The sequence below is a fragment of the Pantoea sp. JZ2 genome, from assembly GCF_035191405.1.
Taxonomy (GTDB): Bacteria; Pseudomonadota; Gammaproteobacteria; order Enterobacterales; family Enterobacteriaceae; genus Pantoea; species Pantoea stewartii.
Genome location: NZ_CP045247.1, coordinates 1,561,078 through 1,585,673 on the forward strand (window position 1 = coordinate 1,561,078; position 24,596 = coordinate 1,585,673).

The following is a 24,596-nucleotide window of genomic DNA, read 5'->3' on the forward strand; positions in this document are numbered from 1 at the left end:
TGACCAGTTTCAAATCGGTGTTCAACACTGAATATTGATAATGACTATCCCTGGAAAATGTCATGGTTTTTCAGAAAATGGTTTACGACTGAACCAGTTAAGCAAGACAAAAATTCTCTGACGGTAAAAATGTTTGCTGAATCAGTAAAGGCAGGGCGTTGGCTAATGGGGAGATGATTTATCCTTTTAACGAAATAAGAATTCAAAGGGTGCCAGTCAGGGAGGGCGTTGCTAATAATCGATAAAACGATCCTGTTAGTAGGGGTTAACCTGTCAGTTTCACCTGTAAATTAACTATTCATTTTAAAACACCGCCTGGCTCATACGGACGGGTGAGTTGAGCCTGCGTCGCCTTCTCGTTTTATCGGGCGCTTTTCATATTTCCCTCGTACGTTCTCGTTACGATTGTTCCAACTGCTGAACCAGCCATCCCCTGAACGCGTCAAGCTGCGAGATAAATTCCCTGGCTGATGCGCCGGGCTGATAACTTTCGGCGAGAAAGAAGGCGATGGCAGCTTCCTGGTCGGGATAACGCAGAACAAAGCGCGATACATGCTCGGCAAGCGTTGCTGGCCAGTCCGCGTCGCTATCCTGGCGCAGCATATTCGTTGAGCGAATGACTTTTCTGGCGGCGGCGCGTTGCCACTACTGGCGGCCGGGCAAGGCGCAGGACAGTTTCGCGACATACTCGTCTAAAACCTCTGTGAAATCGCCATTTAGTGCCCTCGCCAGCGCTTTCGAGGGTCTGAACCGGTTAAAACGCACCGATAAATCTTCACCGTAAAGGCAGCGGCAGTGATGCTTTAGCCAGTATCCCCATGTATTAAGGTTGTTCGGATCCATCACCTCACTTAGCGTGCCTTTATCAACGTCAATGTTACTGACGACAGGATGCCTTGCCGTAAGCCTCTCTTTTACGGCCGCCAGGCTGTCGCGCGTAGCGGGCGCGAGCGGATGACGAAAGACAAGGCAGACATCCAGATCAGACTGCCCTTCGACGGCTGTGCCAAACGCAACGCTGCCATAGAGCCACAGGCTGTGAAGATCATCGCCGACGGTCAGACGGAGTTGATGAATAGTATCGTCAACGATTGCCTGAAACGCCGGTTGAAAGGCGGTCACAGGTGGAACGGCGATGTAACCCTCGGCATCCAACGCCATAAACGCTCCTTTAAGAAGAGAGAGGACTGTGTGGCAAGGGGCAGACTGCAAGCTGCTGTCAATGCAAAGTAGCAGGGTGACTCAGGAAGGGTAAAGCGTAAGCGTTAAACCGTCTCTGGTTAAAAGCAACAAGGCGAGCCAGTTGGCTCGCCTTGTCTGTTGCGTAAGCCCGGAATCAGAATGCCAGCACCAGGCCTGCAATGGCTGCGGACAGCACGCTGACCAGCGTTGAGCCATACAGCAGTTTCAGGCCGAAGCGCGAAACGACGTTGCCTTGCTCTTCATTCAGGCCTTTAATCGCGCCCGCGACGATGCCGATAGACGAGAAGTTAGCAAAAGACACCAGGAAAACCGACAGAATACCTTCGGCATTTGGCGACAGCTGGCTGGCGATTTTCTGCAGATCCATCATCGCCACAAACTCATTGGAAACCAGTTTCGTGGCCATGATGCTGCCAACCTGCAGCGCTTCGCCTGATGGCACGCCCATCACCCAGGCAAAAGGATAGAAGACGTAACCCAGCACGCCCTGGAACGTGATACCGAAAATGAAGTCAAACAGCGCATTCAGGCCAGAAATCAGGGCGATAAAACCAATCAGCATTGCTGCGACGATGATGGCTACACGGAAACCGGCCAGGATATATTCGCCCAGCATTTCAAAGAAGCTCTGACCCTGGTGCAGATCCTGCAACTGCAGGTCTTCTTCGTTATCGACGCGGTAAGGGTTGATCAGCGACAGTACGATAAAGGTACTGAACATGTTCAGCACCAGCGCAGCAACCACATACTTAGGCTGCAGCATGGTCATGTAGGCACCTACAATCGACATGGACACGGTGGACATCGCGGTCGCCGCCATCGTGTACATACGACGCTGTGACATTTTGCCCAGAATGTCTTTATACGCAATAAAGTTCTCAGACTGTCCCAAAATCAGAGAGCTTACGGCGTTAAACGATTCCAGTTTACCCATGCCGTTGATCTTAGACAGCACGGTACCGATGCCGCGAATCACCCACGGCAGGATGCGGAAGTGCTGAAGAATCCCGATCAGCGCCGAAATGAACACAATCGGACACAGGACGTTCAGGAAGAAGAAGGCCAGACCTTTATCGTTCATGTTGCCAAAGACAAAGTTGGTGCCCTGAGCCGCATATTTCAGAAGATGGTCGAAGAAACCAGCGAAGCCTTTGACGAATCCCAGACCGGCTTCTGAGTTCAGGAAGAACCAGGCCAGAATGATTTCGATAACCAGAAGCTGAATAATGTAGCGAACCCGAATACTTTTTCTGTCGTGGCTGACCAGCAAGGCCAGCACACTGACTACCACTAGTGCTAAAAGAAACTGCAAAATATGGGACATGTTTGCTCCAAATTTGAGGAGGATTGTATTTTGCTGCGTATTCTATGTAACGGCTTACCGAAAAACGAGATCTCATCCACAATATAAGTATTCACTATCGCCAAATTTCTCAGAAAACTCTCAGCGATCACGTCCTGTAACCAAAATATTCACATGGATTTCACTTAAATCTATTGTCTGTAATTTGCACAACACGTAGAGTGACTAAAATACGTTGTATAAGTAGGGCTTTCTTAGCCCTGATTTATAGCAATGGCTATACTTTATAGCATTATCTATCATAGCGATTAGCGAAACCGAATTTCACTCGTACCTGTGTCGCCTTAAGCTACACAGGTTAACTCAGACAGGGTACCCGATATGCTAGAAAGCCGTGCCGCAGAACGCGCAGCGCGTGGCGCCAGAAAAATCAAACTCGCTTTACTGGGGCCTGCCTTTATCGCCGCGATCGGCTATATCGATCCGGGCAACTTCGCGACTAATATTCAGGCCGGTGCCGCGTATGGCTACCAGTTGCTGTGGGTGGTGGTGTGGGCCAACATTATGGCCATGCTTATCCAGCTGATGTCAGCAAAGCTCGGTATTGCCACGGGCAAGAATCTGGCGGAACACATTCGCGATCGGTTCCCGCGTCCGGCCGTGTGGTTTTACTGGGTGCAGGCAGAGATCATCGCGATGGCGACCGATCTGGCGGAGTTTATTGGCGCGGCTCTGGGATTCAAACTGCTGCTGGGCGTCTCACTGATGCAGGGCGCGGTCCTTACCGGTGTGGCCACCGTTCTGATTTTGATGCTGCAAAACCGCGGGCAAAAGCCGCTGGAGCTGGTGATCGGCGGATTACTCCTGTTTGTTGCGGCCGCTTATATTGTTGAACTGTTTTTTTCCCAGCCAAAAGTCAGCGAACTGGTGACAGGCATGGCGCTGCCTTCACTGCCCAATGCCGATGCGGTTTTCCTGGCGGCCGGTGTGCTGGGTGCAACCATTATGCCGCACGTCATCTACCTGCATTCTGCCTTAACGCAGGGAAAAAGCCGCGACAGCCAGGCGCAACGTTACTCTTCCACTAAGCTGGATGTGGCGATCGCGATGACCATTGCCGGTTTTGTTAATCTGGCGATGATGGCCACGGCCGCTGCGGCTTTTCACTTTAGCGGCCACAGCGGTATTGCGGAACTCGATCAGGCTTACACCACCTTGCAGCCCTTGCTCGGTCATGCTGCCGCGACGGTATTCGGCCTGAGCCTGGTCGCGGCGGGGTTATCCTCCACCGTGGTGGGTACGCTGGCGGGCCAGGTGGTAATGCAGGGCTTTATCAATTTCCATATCCCTCTCTGGGTCCGTCGTGCCGTCACCATGGTGCCATCATTTATCGTGATCTGGGCGGGCTGGGATCCCACGCGTGTGCTGGTGATGAGCCAGGTCCTGCTGAGCTTTGGTATTGCACTGGCGCTGATCCCTTTGCTGGTCTTTACGGGGAATCGTGAGCTGATGGGCGAAGCCCTGGTAAACAGTCGTCTGATGCAGAACACCGGTCGAATCATTGTGGTGCTGGTGGTCAGCCTGAATATTTACCTGCTCGTCGGACAGGCCATGGGCATGTAGCCTTACCCGGCAGCGATCGGGCACGGCTTTAAGCGCTGAATGCCACAGTTTATAATGTCACTCTCTTCCCGAGTCAGGAGTGACATCATGCGCACGCCAGATTACCCTTCAGACGACCATGTGAAATGGGCCGCCGTTGACGATTATTTTTCACAGTTGTTAGCGCCGCCCGATAACCACCTCAGCGCGGCCCTCCAGGCAAACAGTCTGGCCGGGCTGCCAGCTCATGATGTTTCGGCGATGCAAGGCAAAATGCTGGCGCTGTTAATCAGCATTCAGAATGCCTCACGTGTGCTCGAAATCGGCACACTCGGCGGCTACAGCACGATCTGGATGGCGCAGGCGCTGGGCGAGGGGGGAACCATCACCACGATAGAAGCCGATCCCCGCCATGCGGATGTTGCCCGCGAAAATATTCATCAGGCTGGCCTGTCCGAACGGGTTACGCTGCATGTGGGGGCGGCGCTGGATGTCCTGCCGCATCTGCAGGCTCCCTTTGATCTCATTTTTATTGATGCGGACAAAAAAAATAATCCCGGCTATCTTCGCTGGGCCATTCGGCTCTCCCGGCCCGGCAGTCTCATTATCGTCGATAACATTGTTCGCGGCGGTGCCGTGATTGATGCCGGTTCTACCGACGGCAACGTGCAGGGCGTACGTGAGTGCCTGCGGCTGCTGGCCAGCGATCCCCGACTGGAGGCGACCGCGATTCAGACCGTGGGCGAAAAAGGCTGGGATGGCTTTGCGCTCGCCCGGGTGAAAAGCCGCGAGGAGTAACCGCAGGTTGTCTGCCGGCACGCAGGCCGGCAGAGGACGGTTAGCGGTAGCGATGCGGCTCAGGGTGCGCATGACGCCAGTGGCGTCGTTCATGTTCCCACTGGCGTTGCCGTTCACGCGCGTGCCAGCGACGTTCCCGTTCCGCTTCCTGATGACGTCGCCAGGCATCATGCCGCCACCAGCGTCTTTCCTTATAAGCGTAGCGATCGTTAAACCAGCGCGGTTCACGCCAGCGGTCGCCATCCCAGTAATAACCCCGGCGGTCCCGGTCGCCCAGATGCAGCGTGACGCCTGGAGCCAGGCGTATCTCATTTCCCGAGGCTTGTGCTGTGTGCATCGCCAGCGGCGTTAACACTGCTATGAAAGCAGCAAAGCATACTCCACGTATCATTATCTTCTCCTGCAGCAGCTTATGATTACTGCTGTCACGTCATTCTGACGGTATTGCACAAAGAAGCCTGCACATGTTGTCTGAAAATACGCGAAAAACAGGGCTTTGAGAGTTTTCTGGCACAGCCGCCCGCGTACGCGGGCAACCCGTATCAGGCCAGTATCGCCTCAATGGCGGCGAGTTCGTCTGTCGAGAGCGGTGACTGGGTCAGCATCTGCACCGCGTCGTCAATTTGTGCCGTTTTACTGGCCCCGATCAGCACGGAGGTAATGCGCGGATCGCGCAGCACCCACGTTAACGCCATTTGCGCCAGTTTCTGCCCACGCTGTTCTGCCAGATCGTTCAGCTTACGCACCCTGGCCATTTTCTCTTCCGTCAGCTGATTTTCATTCAGGAACTTACTGCCGCTGGCGACGCGGGAATCGGAGGGAATACCCTGCAGATAGCGATCGGTCAGCACACCACCCGCGAGGGGCGAAAATGCGATACAGCCTGTGCCATGCTCATCCAGCGTCTGCAATAAGCCCTGTTCCGGTGTGCGTTCAAACAGGGAGTAGCGGGGCTGATGAATCAGGCAGGGTGTCCCCAGATCGCGCAGAATCGTCATCGCTTCAGCAGCCCGCTCTGCCGGATAGTTGGAAATGGCGGCATACAGCGCCTTGCCCTGACGGACAACGTGATCCAGCGCCCGCATGGTTTCTTCCAGCGGCGTTTCCGGATCGGGACGGTGATGGTAAAAGATGTCAACGTAATCCAGGCCCATTCGACGCAGGCTCTGGTTCAGACTCGCGACCAGATACTTGCGCGAACCCCAGTCGCCGTAAGGGCCTTCCCACATGGTATAACCAGCCTTGGTTGAAATAATCAGCTCGTCGCGATGCGCCTGAAAATCGTCGCGTATAATGCGACCAAAATTGCTTTCTGCGGAACCGGGCGGCGGACCGTAGTTATTCGCCAGGTCAAAATGGGTGATGCCGCAGTCAAACGCATGGCGCAGCAACTGCCGGCTGGTTGCTAATTGGGTGCTGTCACCAAAGTTATGCCACAGGCCCAGTGAAATCGCAGGAAGCTTCAGTCCACTGCGTCCACTTCGACGCCATTGCATATGCTGATACCTGTCGGGGCGAGGAAAAGCTGTCATAGAAAAGTCCTGAGTGAAAACGATTAAATGTGCCAAAACAGTGGGAGTGTATACGGTTACACTCAGGATTAATCCGTGTCAGATCGCATATCTGCCGAATAATCCACGGTCGTAACGCTTGCTTGCCATGTAATCCGTTGGCGAAATGACAGGCACTGTTCGCTAAATTAACGCCATGTCAGATACTTATCAAAACACTCCCCTAAAGGAATTCGCTATGTCCTCTTATACGGTTAGTGATTATCTGTTGGCGCGTTTGCAGGCGTGCGGTATTCGACATCTGTTCGGCGTACCGGGTGACTTTAATCTGCAGTTTCTGGATCGGGTGATTGCGCATCCGACAATAAGTTGGGTGGGATGTGCCAATGAGCTGAATGCCGCTTACGCTGCGGATGGCTATGGACGCTGTTCGGGTATGGCGGCGTTGCTCACCACCTTTGGCGTAGGGGAGCTCAGCGCAATCAACGGTCTGGCAGGCAGCTTCGCAGAGTACGTGCCCGTGATTCATATCGTGGGCGCGCCGTCGAGCCAGGCGATGCAGCAGGGAGACTGCGTGCACCACACCTTAGGGGATGGCGATTTTGGCCATTTCATCCGCATGGCAAAAGAGGTTAACGTCGCCACCGCGCAACTGACCGCTGAGAATGCCACCGCCGAAATTGACCGGGTTTTGTGCAGCGTGATTCAGCAACATCGTCCGGGCTATCTGCTGTTGCCTGTCGATGTTGCCCAGGCCGAAACCGCTGCGCCCGTTCATCCCCTGGTATCGTCGGCTTCGTCACCCGAATCCCTGCGCAGCGCGTTTCGCCAGGCCGCCGAGCGGTTACTGGCACCGGCGCAACGCGTCTCACTCCTGGCCGATTTTCTGGCGCAGCGCTGGCAACAGCAACCGGCGCTGGCTGCGTTACGTGCCGGGCGTGCTTTTCCGTGCGCCACACTGCTGATGGGCAAAGGCGTGCTGGATGAGCAGCAGCCGGGGTTTGTGGGCACTTACGCAGGTGAGGGCAGTGAAGGCCCGGTACGCCAGCAAATTGAAGAGGCAGACGTCACGCTCTGCGTCGGCGTGCGCTTTACGGATACGATTACCGCTGGATTCACTCAGCAATTTCGCCCCGATCGGCTGATCGACGTGCAGCCACACAGCGCCAGCGTCGCGGGACAGACGTTTGCCCCGTTGTCGATGGCCGATGCGTTGCAGACATTACTGCCGTTGTTCGAACGCTATGGCGCAGGCTGGCAGTCCGCCGGGCCAGTGAAACCGGCGGCGCCTGTCCCTGACGCGGCCATCATCAGCCAGTCTGCCTTTTGGCAGGCCATGCAGTCTTTTATTCAGCCCGGCGATATTATTCTGGCGGATCAAGGCACCGCGGCGTTTGGCGCGGCGGCGCTGCGCCTGCCTGCCGGGGCGCAGCTGCTGGTACAGCCGTTATGGGGATCCATCGGTTATACTCTGCCAGCCGCGTTTGGTGCCCAGACGGCACGCCCGTCACAGCGCGTCATCCTGATCATTGGCGATGGTTCGGCACAGTTGACCATTCAGGAACTCGGCTCGATGCTGCGGGATGATCAACATCCAATCATTTTTCTGCTCAATAATGAAGGCTATACTGTGGAGCGGGCCATTCATGGCGCAGACCAGCGTTATAATGATATTGCCCAGTGGAACTGGACAGCGCTGCCGCAGGCATTCAGTTTACACTGTCAGGCACAAAGCTGGCGCATCAGTGAAACCGTGCAACTGACCGCACTGATGGCGCAACTGACACAACAACACAGACTGTCGTTTATTGAAGTCGTGATGCAAAAAGATGACCTGCCGCCCCTGTTACGTAAAGTCTCAGCCTGTCTGAGCCAGCGCAACGGCGGATGAGATTCGGAAAGTTGCCTCTGTGCAGGCCAGACTAACGCGGTTAGGCTGTTGCACACACGAGTCAGACGCTCACCTCAAGCTTCGGTGGGCGTTGTTGTTTTATCGGCAGGATTTTATAGTGTCCTCCAACTCTTTAAGACCCCCAAGCGGAGCACCAGAAGAATGACAACTTATGCCTTGGTCGGCGATGTCGGCGGCACCAATGCCCGCCTCGCTTTGTGTGAGGTGGAAAGCGGCAGCATCTCCCAGACCAAAACATTCGCAACATCAGACTACGACAGCCTCGAAGCCGTCATCCGCCATTATCTTGATGAACAAAAGCAGGATATTAAAGACGGCTGTATCGCCATTGCCTGCCCGATTACCGATGACTGGGTTGAAATGACCAACCACGACTGGGCCTTCTCGACTAAAAAGTTGAAGGCGAACATCGGTTTTGAACACCTGGAAATTATTAACGATTTCACCGCTGTCTCCATGGCGATTCCTATGCTCGGCGAAGAGCATGTCATCCAGTTTGGCGGTAAATCGGCGGTGAAGGATAAACCGATCGCGATTTACGGTGCGGGAACCGGCCTCGGCGTCAGCCATCTGGTACACGTCGACCAGCGCTGGGTCAGTTTACCCGGTGAAGGGGGACATGTTGATTTTGCCGCTAACAGCGAAGAAGAAGATCAAATTCTGGAAGTCTTAAGGGAAGAATTAGGTCATGTTTCAGCAGAACGTGTGTTGTCAGGCGCTGGTCTGGTCAATCTCTACCGTGCGATTGTAAAAGTCGATAACCGTGAGCCGGAGAATCTGAAGCCACGCGAAGTCAGTGAGCGCGCCCTAGCGGACAGCTGCACCGACTGCCGTCGTGCCTTATCGCTGTTCTGCGTCATCATGGGGCGTTTTGGCGGTAATCTGGCGCTGAACCTCGGGACCTTCGGTGGCGTTTACATCGCGGGCGGGATCGTGCCGCGTTTCCTGGAGTTCTTCAAAGCCTCGGGTTTTCGTGCCGCTTTTGAAGACAAAGGGCGCTTCCGTGACTATGTTGCCGATATCCCGGTTTATATGATCACGCATGACCAACCCGGGCTGTTGGGTGCCGGTGCGCACCTGCGCCAGACGCTGGGCCGTATTCTCTAGTTTGCAGGCTCTGTCCTGCCCGACGCAAGGGCAGAGCCGCCTTTCCCTCTCACAACCGCATCAGTAGCCGAAACGCTTTTACTTTGCTGCGGCTGACCGGTACCTGTACTTCCATATCCCGCAACTTCAGCAGATAGGTATTGTTAAACCAGGGTTCGATTTCCCGGATTTTGTTGAGGTTGACGCAGTAGGACCGGTGGCAGCGAAAGAACAGGTGTTCGGGCAGGCGTGAGCAGAATTCCGTCATTGTCATCGACATCACATAGGCTTCACGGCGGGTATAGACGAAGGTTAACTTCTCGTGCGCCTCAACGTAGTAAATGTCATTCACGTCGGTCACGATAATGCGTTCATCTTTGGTCAGATTCACGGTCAGTACGCTCTGCGCCATTGGCGTCTGAGTGGGCGCGTGCTGTTGCTGCCAGGTGGCATCCAGCTTGTTCAGCATCGTGACGATACGGGATTCATGATACGGTTTCAGAATATAGTCAAACGCTTCCAGTTCAAAGGCTTCCACGGCATGCTCTTTCCAGGCCGTGATAAACACAATCAGGGGCTTATGAACAAACTGATGAATACTCTTTGCCAGTAACATGCCATCCAGAGAGGTAATATTGATGTCGAGAAAGATCACATCAACCCGATGCTGCTGCAGATATTTGAGGACATCCAGACCGTCATCAAAGCAGGCCGCTATCTCAATCTTACTGTGTTGCTGAATCATCCAGCTCAGCTCTTGCTGGGCCAGAAATTCGTCCTCGACGATGATGGCTTTCATGCAAGGTTCCCCACCAGTAACTGCCCGGTTTTGCTCAGTGTAAACGCGATTTCGGTGCCGGGCTGATGACGCGCAATGTGCAGCCCTTCGCCCGAGAGTAACTTCACCCGGTGATGGACATTTAACAGGCCAATTTTATTGCCGGGCATTTCGTTGCGAGCCACACGATCAATCACCTCGTCACTGATCCCTTTACCGGTATCACGCACGGCGATGCGCACGCGGTCGCCCAGGTCTCGCACACTTAACGTCACCACACCTTTACCTTTACAGGGCTGAATGCCATGAACAATAGCATTCTCCACCAACGGCTGAATCAGCAGGCTGGGCAGGGAAAAATGCAAATCCTCGTCAATGTCATAAATCATGGTTAACTTATCGCCAAAGCGCGCCTGCTCAATCGCTATATAATCTTTTACCTGCCAGAGTTCTTTCTTGATATCGATAAGCTCATCGTCATTCAGTTCGAGGTTGTAGCGCAGATAGCGCGATAAGTTGATGACCAACTGGCGCGCCGTATCGGGATTGAGCCGGATAGATGACGAAATGGCATTCAGCGCATTGAACAGGAAATGCGGATTAATTTTGCTCTGCAGGGCACGCAGTTCCGCTTTATTGGCCATTTCGCGCAGTTGCTCCGTACGCGAGACTTCCAGCTGCGTCGAAATAATCTGGGACAGGCCTACCGCCATCTCTTTCAGCGAGCCGGTGATGCGGTGCGCACGACGGTAATAAATCTTCAGCGTGCCGGTCACCTTGCCTTTTTCCCACAAGGGGATGACGATCATGGAGTGAATATCTTTCGTCCGGTGGGCTTCGTCATTGTTTTTGATGATGATCTTCCCACTGTGCATCGCCTGCGCCGTCGTCGGGCTGATCCCGTCGTCACCATGCTGGTAATTGTGTTCACCGTAGCCAACATAGGCCAAAATCTTCTGCTTGTTGGTCATCGCGACGGCATCGGCCTTGATTTCCCGTCTAATGATGTCACAGACACGGCGCAGGGAATCGCTGTTGACCTGACGGAACAGCGGCAGGGTCTGGTTAGCGATATCCAGCGCCAGTTTTGCCTGACGTGCCGCAATAGCCTCTTTTTCACCTTCCACGCTCTGCACCAGCAACACGATTAAGCCAATGCTGGCGGCGCCCAGAATCATCGGCAGGGCAATTTCAGAAACAATGGTCAGCCCGAGCGCGGTGGGCGTGGCCCACAACACGATAAGCAGCATGGTCAGACTTTCGCAAAACATGCCGCCCAGAATCCCTACCAGCCAGCGCCGTTCGCGCTGCACCCGGCGATGAATGGCACCGGCGACAATGCCGGCGATGATGCTGGTCATCAGGCAGGGCACTGACGTCACACCATGAATATCTATCAGGAAGCGGTGCAGACCGGCAATCACACCGGTGGTAATGCCAACCCAGGGACCAAACAAAATACCGCCAGCCATCACGGCGATCACCCGTACGTTGAGCAATGAACCGTCGACATTGACCCCTGACCAGGTACTGAAAAGTGCAAACAGTGAAAAAATGGCAATCACGGCCGCTTTTTCCAGCGCCGTATGCTCATCTTTCTGCAGGATCTGACGAAAAGGTGGGGTTCGCGTCAGAAAAAACAGGCAAATCAGCATCAGCGCCGCACGGTCAAAGACGGCCAGAAGCATAGTAAAGTGTGAAGTCACAGGCGACTCTTCAGCGAGGTCAAAGAAGGTTATGATAAAAAATGTGATGATGTTGTGCCAGCGTGCCTGACAGCCAGCCGGGCAGTTCATGTTTTAGATCAATTTATTCAAAAGCTGAAAAAGAGGAAATGTTGAGCTCATTTAAGAGGAACGTTTTTCCGCTGCCAGTGCGGCCCGGTCCACTGTGGTCAGGCCCGGTGACTTTATTACGTGTTATCGCCCGGAGTGATGTATGCATCTGACTACCTCGCGTTTGACGTTAACCTCTTTGCAGCCTGAAGACTGGCAGCTGTTTCGTGCGGTACATGAAGATCGCGATACTATGCGCTGGGTAAGTGACATTCCCGATGAAGATGATATCCGTGAGCGGTTTCGTCAGCGTCTGGCACCCTGGCAACCCGGCAGTTTTCACATGTTATGCCTGGTCATCAGGCGGCGCGACAGCGGGGAAGCCATCGGGTTATTGGGTTGTACGCCTGAATGGCAGCCCGCCCGTCAGGCGGAGGTGGGGTATATGCTGCTGCATCGCCACTGTGGTCAGGGGTTTGGCAGTGAAGCGCTGGAAGCGCTGTGTGCGTGTTTGTTCGACGCCGATTTTCTCAAACTCCGGGCGCTGGTGGTGGAAGGAAACTGGGCTTCCCGGCGAATTCTGGAAAAAAACGGCTTTCTGCTGAAACGGACGCTGCAAAATAATTATCTGCTGAATGACCGCTGGGTGAATGACTGGCTGCTCGAGCGGCTCAATCCGGGAAAATAAAAAATTTTCTGCTCCTCTCGACAAAGTTGTTATTAGCGCGTTATGTTCTTGTTGAGGTCACCGCAGTGACCAGCGTCGCTCGGACGGTCCGGGCGCTAACGTTTCCAGAGGATACCATGGCTGATAACAGCACCACTCGTCGTTTCTCGCGTATTGAACGCCTGCCCCCTTACGTCTTTAACATTACCGCTGAACTGAAGATGGCTGCGCGTCGGCGCGGCGAAGATATCATCGACCTTTCAATGGGTAATCCCGATGGCGCGACGCCGCCGCACATTGTCGAAAAACTGTGCCAGGTGGCTCAACGTGAAGATACGCACGGCTATTCCACATCGCGCGGTATTCCTCGCCTGCGGCGTGCTATTTCACGCTGGTATCAGGAGCGTTATCAGGTAGATATTGATCCCGAATCGGAAGCGATAGTCACCATTGGTTCCAAAGAAGGTCTGGCTCACCTGATGCTGGCCACGCTTGACCATGGCGACACGGTGCTGGTGCCGAATCCCAGCTATCCCATTCATATCTATGGGGCCGTTATCGCAGGCGCTCAGGTGCGCTCCGTCCCGCTGGTGGAGGGCATTGATTTCTTCAATGAGCTGGAGCGTGCTATTCGCGAGAGCTATCCTAAACCTAAAATGATGGTGCTGGGTTTCCCGTCGAATCCCACTTCTCAGTGCGTAGAGCTGGACTTTTTTGAGCGCGTCATCGCGCTGGCCAAACAGTACAACGTGCTGGTCATTCACGATCTGGCCTATGCCGATATCGTCTATGATGGCTGGAAAGCGCCGTCCATTATGCAGGTGCCTGGCGCACGGGATGTGGCCATCGAATTTTTCACCCTGTCAAAAAGCTATAACATGGCCGGCTGGCGCATAGGTTTTATGGTGGGCAACAAAGAGCTGGTCGCCGCCTTAGCCCGAATCAAGAGCTACCACGATTACGGCACCTTTACGCCCTTACAGGTCGCGGCGATTGCGGCCCTGGAAGGGGATCAGCAGTGCGTGCGCGATATTGCCGAACAGTATAAACGTCGCCGCGACGTGCTGGTGAAAGGGCTGCATGAAGCGGGCTGGATGGTGGATATTCCCAAAGCGTCGATGTACGTCTGGGCAAAGATTCCGGATCATTATGCGCATCTGGGCTCGCTGGAATTTGCCAAGCACATGCTGCAGGAAGCGAAAGTATGCGTTTCACCCGGCGTGGGCTTCGGTGATTATGGCGATACGCACGTCCGATTTGCACTGATTGAAAACAGCGATCGTATCCGACAGGCGGTAAGAGGCATTAAGGCGATGTTTCGCGCCGACGGCATTTTGCCGGGCAGCGTGAAAAGTATGGAAGAACAGATTTAACATCCCATTGGGGCGACCACCTGTCGCCCCTGTGGAATGCCTGCAGAGACTACAGCATCAGCACAAAGGTGCCGACCCAAAGTAGTACAAAGAAAGAAATTCCCATCAGCGCATATTTCACAAGCGAACTCCTCTGAGCGGTTACGATATTGGCGATCCCATCCAGCGCAACGCGGACAGAAAGGATAAGGTCGCCGTTCAGATTTACGGTCAACGATCTCCCGTACGAACTGAATAACTCAGAACAGGATCGGGGCTAATCTACGCGTATTCAGACCGAAAATAAATAGTTTGGTTCTGAGAGTTTGTTCACATTTTTATCGAACGTCAATGTCCGGCACTGCCGACATGCCCACGCGGAGTTGCGCCAGGTTTTTCTGGTTCTGGTCCAGGACAATTTTAACCGGTAATCGCTGAACCACTTTCGTGTAGTTGCCGGTCGCATTATCGGGAGCAATCGCCGCAAATGTCGCGCCTGTCGCGGGGGCAAGACTGTCGACGTGACCGGTAAAAATCTGGTCAGGCAAAGCATCTACCCTAATGCGGACGGGTTGACCCGGACGCACATCCTGCAACTGCGTTTCCAGATAATTCGCGGTGATATAGGTTTGTTGTAACGGCACCACCGCCAGCAAACGGGTGCCGGCGGAAACATAGGCGCCCAGGCGCACTGCGCGCTGTCCCACCATGCCGGCCACCGGGGCCACAATGCGGGTGTAAGACAGATTAAGACGTGCCTGATCGACGCTGGCCCTGGCGGCAGCAACATCCGCTTCGGCGGATCGGACGGCTGCCTGCAGCACGCCAACCTGCTTAATCGCAGAAGCGAGCGCGGCTTCACTCTGACGCACCGCGGCGCTGGCAGAGCGCTGCGCCGAGCTGGCTTTTTGCTGCTCGTCAGCGGCAACGGTGCCGCGCTGATAGAGACGGTTATAGCGTTCGGCACTCTGTCCGGCATACTGCGCCGAAGCCTGACTGGCGGAAACGCTGGCCTTCTGTTCATCAATGACCGACTGCTGCTGCTCCAGCTGTGCTTTGCTGCTCAACAGTTTGGCTTCACTGACCTGCAATGCGGCCTCCGCGCTTTCCAGTGCCACTTTGTAATCGCGATCGTCCAGCGTCGCCAGGAGTTCACCGGCGGCAACCTGCTGGTTATCTTTCACCCTGACGCTGGCGATGTACCCCGACACTTTGGGCGCAACAAGGGTGTAATCGGCATTGACCCAGGCATCATTGGTACGGTGATCGTTACGGGTCATCACGGACCAGACAATCAGCGCCATCGCCAGCAAAACCAGCAGCAGCAGGGAAAGCAGCACGGTTTTTCTCATTACTAAAGCACGCATATACAGTTATCTCGACGTGGAGGTTGCAGGTTGAATCAAGGTTTGGGGCGGCCAGACGCGTTTGGGCAGCCAGGCGGTGACGACCAGCAGCAGCAGCGCAAAACCGATCAGCAGCAGCCAGGTATCACTCAGGCCGAGCACCAGCGCCTGGTGCTTTATCTGGGTAGCAAAGCCGCGCAGATTCTCGACGGAACTCACGCTGCCATCGGGCAACAGCGGAAACTGACTGCTGGCCTGACTGCTGTTGGGGGCGGTCATCAGCCACGGCCTGCTGCCCGCCTGGTTGACGAGGATACTGGAGTGAAACTGTTCACGATGGCTGACAAACCATGACACCAGGGTAGAGGCCGCAATGCTGGAAAACCCGCGTACCGTGTTGAACATCGCCGAGGCAAAAGGTCCTTCAGGCGGTGCTACCACGCTGGTCGCGCTCATCAGCACGGGCAGAATCACCATCGGCTGGCCTACGGCCTGCAACGCCTGAATCAGCCAGAAGTTATCCCGCGCCCAGTCCGTTGTGATCTGCATACCGAGCAGGCAGGAGGCAATCAGGAAGCACAAGCCCACTGCCAGCATCCAGCGACAGTCAATCCAGCGGATATTCAGCAGGGCGGCAAGCAACGGCGCCACAATGAGCTGGGGCAACCCAATGGTCAACGCCAGCGGCGCGAACTGGGCGATGCGAAAGCCATCGACCTGGGCAAAATAGCTGGAAGGCAGGGCAGAGCCAGACAGCGACACGATCAGGACGCCGGCCAGCACCAGCAGGCCGTGCAGCAGGTTAGGTCGCCGCAGCATCTGCAACTTAAACAGCGGCAGGGGATGGAACCACTCATTGATTAAAAAGACGATGAGTAACGGCACGGCGGCCAGCAGCATAGCGGCAATCAGCGGAGAATCCAGCCAGTCAAGCCGTTCGCCCTGGCTGAGTACCAGAATGATTAACGCCATCCCGCTACAGCCTGTGAGCATCCCGAACAGATCGATCTGCTGAAAACGTTCTGTGCGCAACGGATCCTGAGGCAATCCCCAGCCGGTTAATACGAGGGCTATCAGCATACCGGGCACAACCTGCCAGAAGACAAACATCCAGCTGACCTGATCGGTCCAGAAGGCGGCCAGCGACGCGGCCATATTCGGCCCGAAGGTGGCAGTAAGGGCATAGGCGCCTAATCCATAGAGCTTGAACGGCGGTGGCAGAAAACGCAGGGCGACGGTCATCAGCATCGGCGGCAGCGCGCCGCCAAAGAGCCCCTGGATCACGCGTAATACCATAAAGAGCACAGGATCGGTCATCAGCGGTAACAGTATTCCGGACAGCATAAAGCCGACCGAAACAAATAACGTAAAGCGGCGCAGGGAAAACGTCACCGCGAACCACGGCGCAATCATCATGGCGGCCACTTCGGCAGCCTGATAAGCCGAAACAATCCAGCTTCCGTCGTCGTAGCCCATACCGAGGGCAGCACGAATATCGGCCAGCGCAATATCACTGACGCGATCGTTGAGCCCGGAGGTCAGCGCCGCGATCCAGACGCCAAGCAGGCCCAGGGCGAGACGTAAGGTAAAGGGATGCAGCGGCGGCGCAGTGCCAGGCTGGGTCGTCATAGCAGGTGTCTCATTGTTTTTTTGGTTCGATGTATTGCGATGCGATACAGGCGGGGCGATATTACATGGCAATATGCTGTATTGCAATGTGGTACACGCTGTAAAACGTGCGCTTTTCGGGTTACAGTAAGCCAGCTCAAAAAGGACGACGCTATGACTCAACAATCATCCAGCCGCGAAGATGAAAAAACGGGCGGTATTCAGGTTATTGCGCGCGCGGCTAAAATTCTTAATGCTCTGGGCGAGCATCCCGGTGGCATGAGTCTGGGCGAAATCGCGCATGCGGTTGATCTGCCGCGTTCTACCGTACAGCGCATTGTGGCCGCGCTGGACAGCGCCGAACTGGTTCGAAGCAGTGGGGCGGGCGGATTGCGTCTCGGGCCAGCTTTACTGAAGCTGCTCGCCAGCGTGAACACGGATGTGGTCGATTTGGTCAAGCCGCTGCTGGAAAAACTGTCGGCGGATACCAATGAAACGGTCTCCCTGTCCCGCGCCAGTGGTGCGCAGCTTGCCGTCATTCATTATGTTGTGGCGTCGCGCGAGCTGCGGGTGGTTCCCCGTATCGGACTGGAGCTACCGCTCTACAGCACCTCGGGTGGCCGCGCCTTGCTGGCGCTGGAAAGCGATGAAGACGTCCGGACGCTGGTGGGAGATGCCTGGCGCGAACTCACGGACAAGACGGTTAAGACGCAGGCAGCACTGTTAGAGATGCTTCGGGAAGTGCGTGAAACCAGCATTTCCTACGACCGTGGTGAAACCCTTGAAGGCGTTTCAACCATGGCCTTTGCGCTCGATACGCTGTTTGGCCGCTTTGCGGTCTCCTTACTGGTGCCCACGGCGCGGTTTAAGAAGCATGAATCACGCTATCGTGAAGAAATGTTGCTGTGCAAACAGGCTCTGATTCGTGAAATTGGCAAAATTGCCGCTGTTGAAGGATGAGTGCTCAATGAAAACAGTATTAATGGCTATCGATAATTCACCGGTCGCGAAGAAAGTGGTGTCGTTAACGATCGAAGAAGCACAGGCGCATGATGCACAAGTGATTGTGCTGTGTTGTATCGATCCCGCCTATTCATCCTGTAGCCAGCCCATTGATATTGATGCCGGTGAAGATCCGGCAGATTTTGTGGCCGCGCAGGATGAGCAAAATACCGCTGAAATGGTGGTGCGTCATGCCCTGGCACCCTTGCTCCAGGCCGGCATTAAGGCGCGTGGTATGATTCTGGCCGGCGAAGCGGCGGAGACAATCGTGGCCCAGTCCCAGCAGCTCAATGCCAGCATGATTATTATGGGGCGACGTCATTTATCGCCCTTTAACCGGTTATTAAAAGGATCTGTGAGTGCCGCTGTGGTTGAACGCGCGCATTGCCCGGTACTGATCGATGTGCGTAAGGATTAACAACGTAGTATGACTCTCCTGCTTTTTCTTACGCTGGCCGCCTTTGTGCTGCTGGCGATTATCATCGTTATGTTAGTCAGAACCACCCGGCTTAAAGCGTGGCAGGGTGTGGTTCTTTTTATCCTGCCGCTGTTGTTGTCGAATGTTTTATGGTTCAGCTGGATCCAGCCTCAGCAGCAGCAGGAGAAACGCTACGAGCGCGCGGCAGATTATATGGCACAGGCTACGGTATATCGGGTGCTGCGCACTCAGGAACCCGCGCTGTGGCAAATACTGACGCGCGATCTGGCGCGCAAACTGCGTGAAGGCGAACCCATGTTGCAGGCAACGGGCGAACTGCGCGGGTTATTGACGGATGTGATCAATCAGCGCCTTATGCGGGGTACTGACGCGGCCGTATTGAAATATATTGGCGTCTCGGTGGAAGAAATGCAGACGCTCAATAAAATTGACCCGGGCCTCTGTTTTCAGTTCCTTTATCCGCAGGTGAAGGGCGGTATCAATCTGGTTGAAACTCTGCCCGCCAGCCTGAACCAAAAAGATGCCGATGCCACCGAGTATTTGCTGCTTAACAGTCTGGGGGACGAACAACCGCTGGACCGCAAGCAGGCGCAGCACGATCTCAAAACCATCGTCGACCATCTCTACCTGAAGTGGGGCAATAAGCTGCAACAGCTGAATATGCCTGCCGATGCCGCCGTTGATCGGTCTTCCATGTGTGCCATGTCTGTCGATCTTTATAGTGCCATCCTCGCACTCCCGGACAAGCAAGCCGCCAATCTGCTTCGTAGAATGATTGCGCTTTCAGGCGAAGGTTAAAAAGAAAAAAGCCCGCCAGTGGCGGGCTAAATGCTGAGAGAGGCTTTTTTTAGAGTAATTCCTGGTGTTGTTCGTGAGGCTTTTCACTGGAATCAGTGTCGCAGTTTATTGGCATAACCTGCCAGTTGTTTAACCGTATTGAATCAATTGGTAAAACTTCGTAAATACGCAGTTGTTCGCGTACTAATCCTATAGATGCGCATTTTGCAGCGCCTTACACTGCGTCAAAATGTGAGGAAATAAAATGAAAATGGCAATCATGGGTGCATTTGCACTTATTTTTCTGAGCGGTTGTACCGCCAGTAAACCCGGGGCGTTTGAACGTGTTGATGAAGATCCCAGTTCAAATACCGTACAATATCGTTTCGACCCGCTGAAAGTGAATCGTGATGCAATGGAAATTGATATCGCGAATTACTGCAGCAATAAAGGTTTTGATAAAGTAGAGTCACTCCCTGTTCAGGACAGCACAATACCAGGTTTAAAGAAAACCTGGTATCAGTGTAATTACGCAGTGAAAAGTTAATGAATAAATGAGGTGGGATTATATCCCACCTTCTTTTTATATTATGCTGTGTGAAATCTTTGCCCTTCAGTGAATATCATTTTGTTTTATGCCTCCTTTCTGCTGCGCTGGAACGTCTGCGGATAACGCCTCCTGTCCAGGAGAAATAAAGGCTACCGACTGAGGGAACAGCGCGGCGGTAACGATGTCTGGCATACGGCACCTCCTCTTTTTCAATACTCAGGATAATACGCCGAAAAAGTGCAGCAAAAATGCAGCCTGTGTAGAGTTATTTCGATAAATATGTCGCGATATTTCAAAAAAGAACGCGAAAAAGAGGGTGAGCGCATATTCCAATCGGAATAGACCGAATAGGTATTAATATGCGTGAGACCTGTCTTAAAAACAAGGCTGACGTGCATGTGTGAAGATGGAAATTAGCGCTACAGTAATATCAGGACAATTAAAGGGAGACAAACATGACGCATAGGGTAAAAAACGTTCTGCCGCTTCAGGCAGAGCTGGCAGAATGTCCGCTCTGGTCTGTGCAGGAACAGGTGCTGTGGTGTGTGGATATTCTGGCACCGGCCATCCATCGTTTCGATCCGGCGAGTGGTGAGCTCTCTACATTTCCTCAGGCAGAAGAAGTCGGATGCATCGGCCTGCGGGAACAGGGCGGTATCATTGCCGCACTGCGTAGCGGCGTCTGGCTGCTGGACGAGCAGGGGAAACCGCAAAAAAAAGTGGCGGATAATCCCGGTATCGCCGGGAAAAGCCGCTTCAATGATGGCCGTGTGGATCCCTGGGGTAATTTCTGGTGCGGCAGTTTATGGGAGCCACAGGATAAAAACGGCGGCTTGCTTTGTCGCGTAACGCCTGATTTGACGCTTGAGGTGAAGGCACGCGACATCAAAATTTCCAATGGCGTTGCCTTTTCTCCTGACCGTCAATGGATGTATCACAGCGATACGCCGAATGAAGTGCTCTATCGCTATCCGCTTGATGCTCAGGGCGAGCCGGGGCAGCGTGAAATCTTCCGGCGGTTTGATGCCCGTGGTGGCTTGCCCGATGGGGCGGCTGTCGACAGTGAGGGCTATTACTGGTCAGCCCTGTTTGACGGCGGACGCGTCGTGCGTATTGATCCGCACGACGGTGAAATCGTCGATGAGATTACACTGCCGGTGAAATGGCCCACCATGGTGACGTTTGGCGGCAGCGATCTCAAGACGCTGTTCATCACCAGCTCACGCGAAAACCTCAGCGAAGAGGATCTCGCCCGCTATCCGCAGTCGGGCGATATTTTTGCGGTGGATGTCGACGTGGCCGGTATGGAAGAGCCGCGTTTTCGCGGCTGATGGTGAGGGCCAGGCTTATCTGGCCCTGTAACGTTACTGACGCTGCAACAGCGGTTCATGGGCTGGCTGGCTCTGCGGCAGGCGGATTGTCAGTGACAGCACCAGTGATATAACCAGCAGGGTCATAATGAGGCTGAAAGTGACCGTAAAGCCGCCAAACAGTGAAGCCACCAGCGAACCCATTACGCTGCCAATGCCAAAGCCGAGATAAATCAGGCCATAATTTTTGGTCAGATTATTCAAGCCGAAAAAGTCACTGACCAGCGAAGGGAAGACGGTAATGGTGCCGCCGAAGCTAAACGCAATGCAGGCCAGGGACAGGAAAAACGTGGTTTGATTCATCTGTGTAAACAGCATCAGGCTCATACCGATCAGTGAAACCAGTTGGGCCAGTGAGATCACGCGAATACGCACCATTTTATCGGACAGCACGCCCAGTACTAACCGACCACTCAGGTTTGCTACCGCGATGACCGTGACGGCGTTAGCGGCGGTCTGGGTGCTGAGGTGAACCAAACCTTCCCCGATGTCTTTTGCAACGCCAATCACATACAGCCCGCTCATACAGGCAGTCAGAAACATCAACGCCAGCATCCAGTACTGTGGCAGACGCACCGATTCGGCCAACGTATACTGACGCGTCGCTTCTGCCTGAGTAGCTGACGCAGATTGCAGCGGCGCATCGCGCATCATCAGTCCGCCAGCAATAATCATCGCCATTGCCAGCAGGCCCCAGAGCACAAAGGTCTGTTCAAGCCCAAATCGTGCCAACAGTGCCCCGCAAATGAATTTAAATCCCAGACTACCCAGACCGTAAGCGCCAATGGCGCAGGCCGATATCATGCCTTTACGTTCAGGAAACCATTTCACACAGTTGGATAGCGTCATCAGATACCCTGCGCCATCGGCCAGACCTAACAACACGCCCGCGCTCAGGTACAGCATGATCAGATTATCTGCATGGGCGGTCAGCCCTAATCCCAGCGCCATCAATATACCTGCGCCGATAGTGACCTTACGGACGCCAAAACGCTCCTGCAGCTTGCCAGCCAGTGAAGAAGAGATGGCCAGCCCCAGGCTCAGTAAACCAAATGAAAATGCGATCTGGCTTACGGGCGCATCCAGTTTTTGCGCGAGCTGACCATTGAATAAGCTCCAGGTATAAACGGACCCCAGCGCTAACTGGGTTATCACCGTACCGATAAGTGTGAGCCAGCGTGTACGCTGGTGGGCAGTCTGTTGAGTCGCGTTCATTATGTTACTCCCAGGGGGAAACTGAATACTGGCGTCAGAATAACCAAAACCCCTACGCGCGAGGGCGGAAAGCGCATGAACGGAATGCAACGCGGAATGAAATGCTGTCAGGGCGGAATGAATGGCCGCGTGGGGTAAGTGTAACGAGGTGAGTCAAGTTAATGAAGGCAGGTAAACAGCAGTAAGGGAATATTACGGCCAACCTCTTTTCCCGGCAGGCTTAGCATTTTTTTGCCAGGCTTAAAGTCCATTCAACAGGAGGAAATATGAAAGACCGGACATATGAATCCATCACCAGTGAGGATGAAGTTTGCTGCATTATCGGTCAGGCAGTGATCGAACTGAGCGCAGAACAGCAGCCTGTCACGAAATCTACCCTGGCACTGAAATTATTGTCAATGGCGGACCGCGACAGTGACGACGAGCGGGTTCTGCTCTACTGGATTGCGCGCAAAGCGATCAATCAACCCCAGCATCTTGTCAATGCGCAGCAAAAACGGGCATGACGCCCAGACAGGAAAGGGCGCCATGCCCGCTACGGTTCCGTTTTGTTTACACAGGACACATCACCGTAAAATCATGGTAGCGCCAGGGACGGCGAAGACGCGTTCCGTCGCGCCCGGTGAGCACGACACCGTAAAACGTGACTTTCTCTGTGCATCGCTGCTCTCGCTTTCTCTGCTAAGAGAGGTCATTACCGCCAGTGCGAAGCGGCACGATAGCGAACCGAACATTTCCCACCTCCTCGCCTGCGATCACACTCAGACATACTCTGCACGCTGACAGAAACAGTTGACTATGGGACAAAAACACAAGTTTTCCTGTGCCCGGAGGCGTTATGCATTTCACATCCTTCAACTCAGCCTGCTTGCTGCTGGCGCTGACGTGTACGTCGTGCAGCCAGTCATCTTCTGGTCACATCCCTGCGGGTAAATGTGATGCGGAAGCGACCTACAATCTTCATTTGTCGCGCTTTGACGAAACGGCGCAACAGTTGGCGCACGGTACCGGGTGTTTTATCCAGACGGATTTGTCGCGCACTGGGGCTGTTCAGGTGAATCCTGTAGAGGGCACCATGACGCTTCGTGAAGCGCTCGGACAGGCTATAAAAGGCACGCCGTTGAAGATTGTGGCGCAAACGCCGGATGTCATTACTGTCGAAAAATAATCGCGAATCACGGAGGTCACACCATGCGCAGAGGCGCTGCTTTGCTTATTTTGTTGTTAACCGCATCAGTCTGCTATGCCGCGCCAGGGGGCAACGGTGGGGAAGGTGGAAATGGCGGAGCGGGTGGTATGGGAGGCACAGGCGGTAACGGCGGTGCGGGCGGTAACGGCGGAAGTATGGACAATCAACCTGGCGGTGCTGGGTTGCCTGGCCACAATGGTCAGCGCGGCATGAATGGTTGTCCCGGCGGTACTGCGCCCTCTCAGGACGGCAGATTTTATCTGCCCGGCACACATGAGCAATGTAATCCGGCGCATCCAAAGTCGCATCCTAAACGGCATCACATCGTATCGTCCGGGCAGATGGAACGAATCTGATGATCGGCTGGCCCCGCGCCTGTGTATCACCGGCTTGTGCGCAGGCAAGGCAGACATGCGCCGACAGGTCGGGCTGGTTCGTGGCTACGCACTAAGCGATTAACTGGCGCGTTCAGCAATCGCAGGGATGGGGTTGTTGCGGGAGAAAAGACAAACATGCATCACGCACTATTGCCCGTGGGCGGCCTTTTTTATCGCGCTGTGTTAACCGCGAAGGCGCAGGCGGTGCTTGCCGCACCCGGCCCGCAAAGCGCGGGGCGTTATCATCGCCACGGGCAACCGGCCTTGTATATGAGTCCGCTGCCGGAATGGTCCATCATGGCGGTATCGGGCTATATGCGTGAGGATGGCCTTTCACGCGTCCTGATTCCACTACGCCTGTCAGGGGCCTGGCTGGTAGATCAGCGCGATAAGGCTAAATGTGAGCAACTGGGAATCCTGCCAGAAGCCGCTGACGGCAGTTGGCGAACGGCGCTGCAGCAGGGGCGAATCCCGGATTCATGGCACAACGCAGATAAAGCCAGAGCAACAGGCGCGGATGGGATTATTGACCGTTCGCGTCTTATTCCCGGCGGCTGGCATATCTGTCTTTTTCAGTGGAACACGCCTTCTGCACCACGCGTGGCGGTAAGCGGCAAGCCCATCCCGATCACGCTTTCACCGGCTGGCCCCAAGTGGGGATTATAGTGCGGGCAAATTAAACCAAACCTGTCCCACGCTGCGGTCGCAAATAAACCGACGCTCGCTGCGGACTGGC

Annotated in this window: 27 protein-coding genes; 16 read left to right on the forward strand and 11 right to left on the reverse strand. The window is 54.5% G+C overall.

What is annotated here, in order from left to right; translation table 11 throughout:
- Positions 1-57: 57 nt before the first annotated feature.
- A complete protein-coding gene (locus tag GC087_RS07795; protein ID WP_080577421.1) occupies positions 58-177 on the forward strand; it encodes a DUF1493 family protein in 120 nt (39 codons plus the stop codon).
- A gap of 222 nt (positions 178-399) precedes the next feature.
- Here the strand turns inward: GC087_RS07795 and GC087_RS07800 are convergent, their stop codons facing one another.
- From GC087_RS07800 to GC087_RS07810, 3 genes are all read right to left on the reverse strand, one after another.
- Entirely contained in the window at positions 400-603 is a 204-nt protein-coding gene (locus tag GC087_RS07800; protein WP_324030228.1) for a hypothetical protein, read from the reverse strand.
- A 42-nt stretch (positions 604-645) separates the two neighbouring features.
- Positions 646-1,161, reverse strand: coding sequence for a nucleotidyltransferase domain-containing protein (locus tag GC087_RS07805; RefSeq protein ID WP_324030229.1), 516 nt, complete (start codon positions 1,159-1,161; stop codon positions 646-648).
- Positions 1,162-1,336: 175 nt separating this feature from the next.
- Positions 1,337-2,527 (reverse strand): NupC/NupG family nucleoside CNT transporter, encoded by a 1,191-nt coding sequence (locus GC087_RS07810; RefSeq protein WP_006120376.1) that lies wholly within the window; start codon positions 2,525-2,527, stop codon positions 1,337-1,339.
- Positions 2,528-2,887: 360 nt separating this feature from the next.
- Between GC087_RS07810 and GC087_RS07815 the strand changes: the two genes are divergently transcribed.
- Together GC087_RS07815 and GC087_RS07820 are read left to right on the forward strand one after the other, a co-directional pair.
- A complete protein-coding gene (locus tag GC087_RS07815; protein WP_033740787.1) occupies positions 2,888-4,129 on the forward strand; it encodes an Nramp family divalent metal transporter in 1,242 nt (413 codons plus the stop codon).
- 87 nt (positions 4,130-4,216) lie between these two features.
- Complete coding sequence (locus GC087_RS07820; RefSeq protein WP_324030230.1) at positions 4,217-4,906, forward strand: O-methyltransferase; 690 nt, start codon at positions 4,217-4,219, stop codon at positions 4,904-4,906.
- A 40-nt stretch (positions 4,907-4,946) separates the two neighbouring features.
- Here GC087_RS07820 and GC087_RS07825 read toward each other — a convergent pair whose 3' ends face one another.
- Positions 4,947-5,297 (reverse strand): DUF2502 domain-containing protein, encoded by a 351-nt coding sequence (locus GC087_RS07825; protein ID WP_033740783.1) that lies wholly within the window; start codon positions 5,295-5,297, stop codon positions 4,947-4,949.
- Between the two features lie 151 nt (positions 5,298-5,448).
- The gene (gene mgrA, locus GC087_RS07830) at positions 5,449-6,438 is read right to left on the reverse strand and encodes an L-glyceraldehyde 3-phosphate reductase (RefSeq protein ID WP_324030232.1); all 990 of its coding nucleotides are present in this window, start codon (positions 6,436-6,438) and stop codon (positions 5,449-5,451) included.
- Positions 6,439-6,655: 217 nt separating this feature from the next.
- Here mgrA and GC087_RS07835 point away from each other — a divergent pair, with 217 nt between their 5' ends.
- Positions 6,656-8,308, forward strand: coding sequence for a thiamine pyrophosphate-binding protein (locus tag GC087_RS07835; protein WP_054687345.1), 1,653 nt, complete (start codon positions 6,656-6,658; stop codon positions 8,306-8,308).
- Positions 8,309-8,470: 162 nt separating this feature from the next.
- Positions 8,471-9,436, forward strand: a complete 966-nt coding sequence (glk, locus tag GC087_RS07840) for a glucokinase (RefSeq protein ID WP_039339845.1) — start codon at positions 8,471-8,473, stop codon at positions 9,434-9,436.
- A gap of 49 nt (positions 9,437-9,485) precedes the next feature.
- Here the strand turns inward: glk and GC087_RS07845 are convergent, their stop codons facing one another.
- Both GC087_RS07845 and GC087_RS07850 read right to left on the reverse strand, forming a co-directional pair.
- Positions 9,486-10,214 (reverse strand): LytR/AlgR family response regulator transcription factor, encoded by a 729-nt coding sequence (locus GC087_RS07845; RefSeq protein WP_324030234.1) that lies wholly within the window; start codon positions 10,212-10,214, stop codon positions 9,486-9,488.
- Complete coding sequence (locus GC087_RS07850) at positions 10,211-11,881, reverse strand: sensor histidine kinase (protein ID WP_039340149.1); 1,671 nt, start codon at positions 11,879-11,881, stop codon at positions 10,211-10,213. The genes GC087_RS07845 and GC087_RS07850 overlap by 4 nt, the downstream gene beginning before the upstream one ends.
- 250 nt (positions 11,882-12,131) lie before the next feature.
- Here GC087_RS07850 and GC087_RS07855 point away from each other — a divergent pair, with 250 nt between their 5' ends.
- A complete protein-coding gene (locus GC087_RS07855) occupies positions 12,132-12,656 on the forward strand; it encodes a GNAT family N-acetyltransferase (protein WP_039339839.1) in 525 nt (174 codons plus the stop codon).
- A gap of 116 nt (positions 12,657-12,772) precedes the next feature.
- Positions 12,773-14,008 (forward strand): alanine transaminase, encoded by a 1,236-nt coding sequence (alaC, locus tag GC087_RS07860; protein WP_324030235.1) that lies wholly within the window; start codon positions 12,773-12,775, stop codon positions 14,006-14,008.
- Positions 14,009-14,057: 49 nt separating this feature from the next.
- On the opposite strand, the gene ypdK is transcribed toward alaC, so the two are convergent.
- The 3 genes from ypdK to GC087_RS07875 all read right to left on the reverse strand — a co-directional run bounded on the left by ypdK (position 14,058) and on the right by GC087_RS07875 (position 16,962).
- Positions 14,058-14,129 carry a membrane protein YpdK gene (gene ypdK / locus GC087_RS07865; protein ID WP_006120362.1) on the reverse strand — a complete coding sequence of 24 codons (72 nt, stop codon included), beginning with the start codon at positions 14,127-14,129 and terminating at the stop codon, positions 14,058-14,060.
- A gap of 196 nt (positions 14,130-14,325) precedes the next feature.
- Complete coding sequence (locus GC087_RS07870) at positions 14,326-15,354, reverse strand: HlyD family secretion protein (RefSeq protein ID WP_039339837.1); 1,029 nt, start codon at positions 15,352-15,354, stop codon at positions 14,326-14,328.
- A 6-nt stretch (positions 15,355-15,360) separates the two neighbouring features.
- The gene (locus tag GC087_RS07875) at positions 15,361-16,962 is read right to left on the reverse strand and encodes an MFS transporter (protein WP_054687349.1); all 1,602 of its coding nucleotides are present in this window, start codon (positions 16,960-16,962) and stop codon (positions 15,361-15,363) included.
- Positions 16,963-17,115: 153 nt separating this feature from the next.
- Here GC087_RS07875 and GC087_RS07880 point away from each other — a divergent pair, with 153 nt between their 5' ends.
- From GC087_RS07880 to GC087_RS07900, 5 genes are all read left to right on the forward strand, one after another.
- A complete protein-coding gene (locus GC087_RS07880) occupies positions 17,116-17,901 on the forward strand; it encodes an IclR family transcriptional regulator (protein ID WP_006120359.1) in 786 nt (261 codons plus the stop codon).
- 7 nt (positions 17,902-17,908) lie between these two features.
- Entirely contained in the window at positions 17,909-18,361 is a 453-nt protein-coding gene (locus GC087_RS07885) for a universal stress protein (RefSeq protein ID WP_006120358.1), read from the forward strand.
- Between the two features lie 9 nt (positions 18,362-18,370).
- On the forward strand, positions 18,371-19,180 hold the full coding sequence (locus GC087_RS07890; RefSeq protein WP_033740770.1) for a hypothetical protein: 810 nt from the start codon (positions 18,371-18,373) through the stop codon (positions 19,178-19,180).
- A gap of 244 nt (positions 19,181-19,424) precedes the next feature.
- Positions 19,425-19,706 carry a hypothetical protein gene (locus tag GC087_RS07895; protein WP_006120355.1) on the forward strand — a complete coding sequence of 94 codons (282 nt, stop codon included), beginning with the start codon at positions 19,425-19,427 and terminating at the stop codon, positions 19,704-19,706.
- A 458-nt stretch (positions 19,707-20,164) separates the two neighbouring features.
- On the forward strand, positions 20,165-21,040 hold the full coding sequence (locus GC087_RS07900) for an SMP-30/gluconolactonase/LRE family protein (RefSeq protein WP_039339825.1): 876 nt from the start codon (positions 20,165-20,167) through the stop codon (positions 21,038-21,040).
- A gap of 33 nt (positions 21,041-21,073) precedes the next feature.
- Here the strand turns inward: GC087_RS07900 and GC087_RS07905 are convergent, their stop codons facing one another.
- Complete coding sequence (locus GC087_RS07905; protein WP_006120351.1) at positions 21,074-22,294, reverse strand: L-lactate MFS transporter; 1,221 nt, start codon at positions 22,292-22,294, stop codon at positions 21,074-21,076.
- Positions 22,295-22,560: 266 nt separating this feature from the next.
- Between GC087_RS07905 and GC087_RS07910 the strand changes: the two genes are divergently transcribed.
- From GC087_RS07910 to GC087_RS07925, 4 genes are all read left to right on the forward strand, one after another.
- Complete coding sequence (locus tag GC087_RS07910; protein ID WP_006120349.1) at positions 22,561-22,800, forward strand: hypothetical protein; 240 nt, start codon at positions 22,561-22,563, stop codon at positions 22,798-22,800.
- 332 nt (positions 22,801-23,132) lie between these two features.
- Entirely contained in the window at positions 23,133-23,462 is a 330-nt protein-coding gene (locus GC087_RS07915; protein ID WP_033740761.1) for an STN domain-containing protein, read from the forward strand.
- A gap of 23 nt (positions 23,463-23,485) precedes the next feature.
- On the forward strand, positions 23,486-23,839 hold the full coding sequence (locus GC087_RS07920; RefSeq protein WP_193751012.1) for a hypothetical protein: 354 nt from the start codon (positions 23,486-23,488) through the stop codon (positions 23,837-23,839).
- A gap of 156 nt (positions 23,840-23,995) precedes the next feature.
- Positions 23,996-24,526: an RES family NAD+ phosphorylase gene (locus GC087_RS07925; RefSeq protein ID WP_058707743.1), complete on the forward strand. Its 531-nt coding sequence runs from the start codon at positions 23,996-23,998 to the stop codon at positions 24,524-24,526.
- Positions 24,527-24,596: the final 70 nt, after the last annotated feature.

Coding starts and splice junctions, on each gene's coding strand:
- GC087_RS07795 (WP_080577421.1), top strand. CDS start 58: ATGTCATGGTTTTTCAGAAAATGGTTTACGACTGAACCAGTTAAGCAA.
- GC087_RS07800 (WP_324030228.1), bottom strand. CDS start 603: ATGCTGCGCCAGGATAGCGACGCGGACTGGCCAGCAACGCTTGCCGAG.
- GC087_RS07805 (WP_324030229.1), bottom strand. CDS start 1,161: ATGGCGTTGGATGCCGAGGGTTACATCGCCGTTCCACCTGTGACCGCC.
- GC087_RS07810 (WP_006120376.1), bottom strand. CDS start 2,527: ATGTCCCATATTTTGCAGTTTCTTTTAGCACTAGTGGTAGTCAGTGTG.
- GC087_RS07815 (WP_033740787.1), top strand. CDS start 2,888: ATGCTAGAAAGCCGTGCCGCAGAACGCGCAGCGCGTGGCGCCAGAAAA.
- GC087_RS07820 (WP_324030230.1), top strand. CDS start 4,217: ATGCGCACGCCAGATTACCCTTCAGACGACCATGTGAAATGGGCCGCC.
- GC087_RS07825 (WP_033740783.1), bottom strand. CDS start 5,297: ATGATACGTGGAGTATGCTTTGCTGCTTTCATAGCAGTGTTAACGCCG.
- mgrA (WP_324030232.1), bottom strand. CDS start 6,438: ATGACAGCTTTTCCTCGCCCCGACAGGTATCAGCATATGCAATGGCGT.
- GC087_RS07835 (WP_054687345.1), top strand. CDS start 6,656: ATGTCCTCTTATACGGTTAGTGATTATCTGTTGGCGCGTTTGCAGGCG.
- glk (WP_039339845.1), top strand. CDS start 8,471: ATGACAACTTATGCCTTGGTCGGCGATGTCGGCGGCACCAATGCCCGC.
- GC087_RS07845 (WP_324030234.1), bottom strand. CDS start 10,214: ATGAAAGCCATCATCGTCGAGGACGAATTTCTGGCCCAGCAAGAGCTG.
- GC087_RS07850 (WP_039340149.1), bottom strand. CDS start 11,881: ATGCTTCTGGCCGTCTTTGACCGTGCGGCGCTGATGCTGATTTGCCTG.
- GC087_RS07855 (WP_039339839.1), top strand. CDS start 12,132: ATGCATCTGACTACCTCGCGTTTGACGTTAACCTCTTTGCAGCCTGAA.
- alaC (WP_324030235.1), top strand. CDS start 12,773: ATGGCTGATAACAGCACCACTCGTCGTTTCTCGCGTATTGAACGCCTG.
- GC087_RS07870 (WP_039339837.1), bottom strand. CDS start 15,354: ATGCGTGCTTTAGTAATGAGAAAAACCGTGCTGCTTTCCCTGCTGCTG.
- GC087_RS07875 (WP_054687349.1), bottom strand. CDS start 16,962: ATGACGACCCAGCCTGGCACTGCGCCGCCGCTGCATCCCTTTACCTTA.
- GC087_RS07880 (WP_006120359.1), top strand. CDS start 17,116: ATGACTCAACAATCATCCAGCCGCGAAGATGAAAAAACGGGCGGTATT.
- GC087_RS07885 (WP_006120358.1), top strand. CDS start 17,909: ATGAAAACAGTATTAATGGCTATCGATAATTCACCGGTCGCGAAGAAA.
- GC087_RS07890 (WP_033740770.1), top strand. CDS start 18,371: ATGACTCTCCTGCTTTTTCTTACGCTGGCCGCCTTTGTGCTGCTGGCG.
- GC087_RS07895 (WP_006120355.1), top strand. CDS start 19,425: ATGAAAATGGCAATCATGGGTGCATTTGCACTTATTTTTCTGAGCGGT.
- GC087_RS07900 (WP_039339825.1), top strand. CDS start 20,165: ATGACGCATAGGGTAAAAAACGTTCTGCCGCTTCAGGCAGAGCTGGCA.
- GC087_RS07905 (WP_006120351.1), bottom strand. CDS start 22,294: ATGAACGCGACTCAACAGACTGCCCACCAGCGTACACGCTGGCTCACA.
- GC087_RS07910 (WP_006120349.1), top strand. CDS start 22,561: ATGAAAGACCGGACATATGAATCCATCACCAGTGAGGATGAAGTTTGC.
- GC087_RS07915 (WP_033740761.1), top strand. CDS start 23,133: ATGCATTTCACATCCTTCAACTCAGCCTGCTTGCTGCTGGCGCTGACG.
- GC087_RS07920 (WP_193751012.1), top strand. CDS start 23,486: ATGCGCAGAGGCGCTGCTTTGCTTATTTTGTTGTTAACCGCATCAGTC.
- GC087_RS07925 (WP_058707743.1), top strand. CDS start 23,996: ATGCATCACGCACTATTGCCCGTGGGCGGCCTTTTTTATCGCGCTGTG.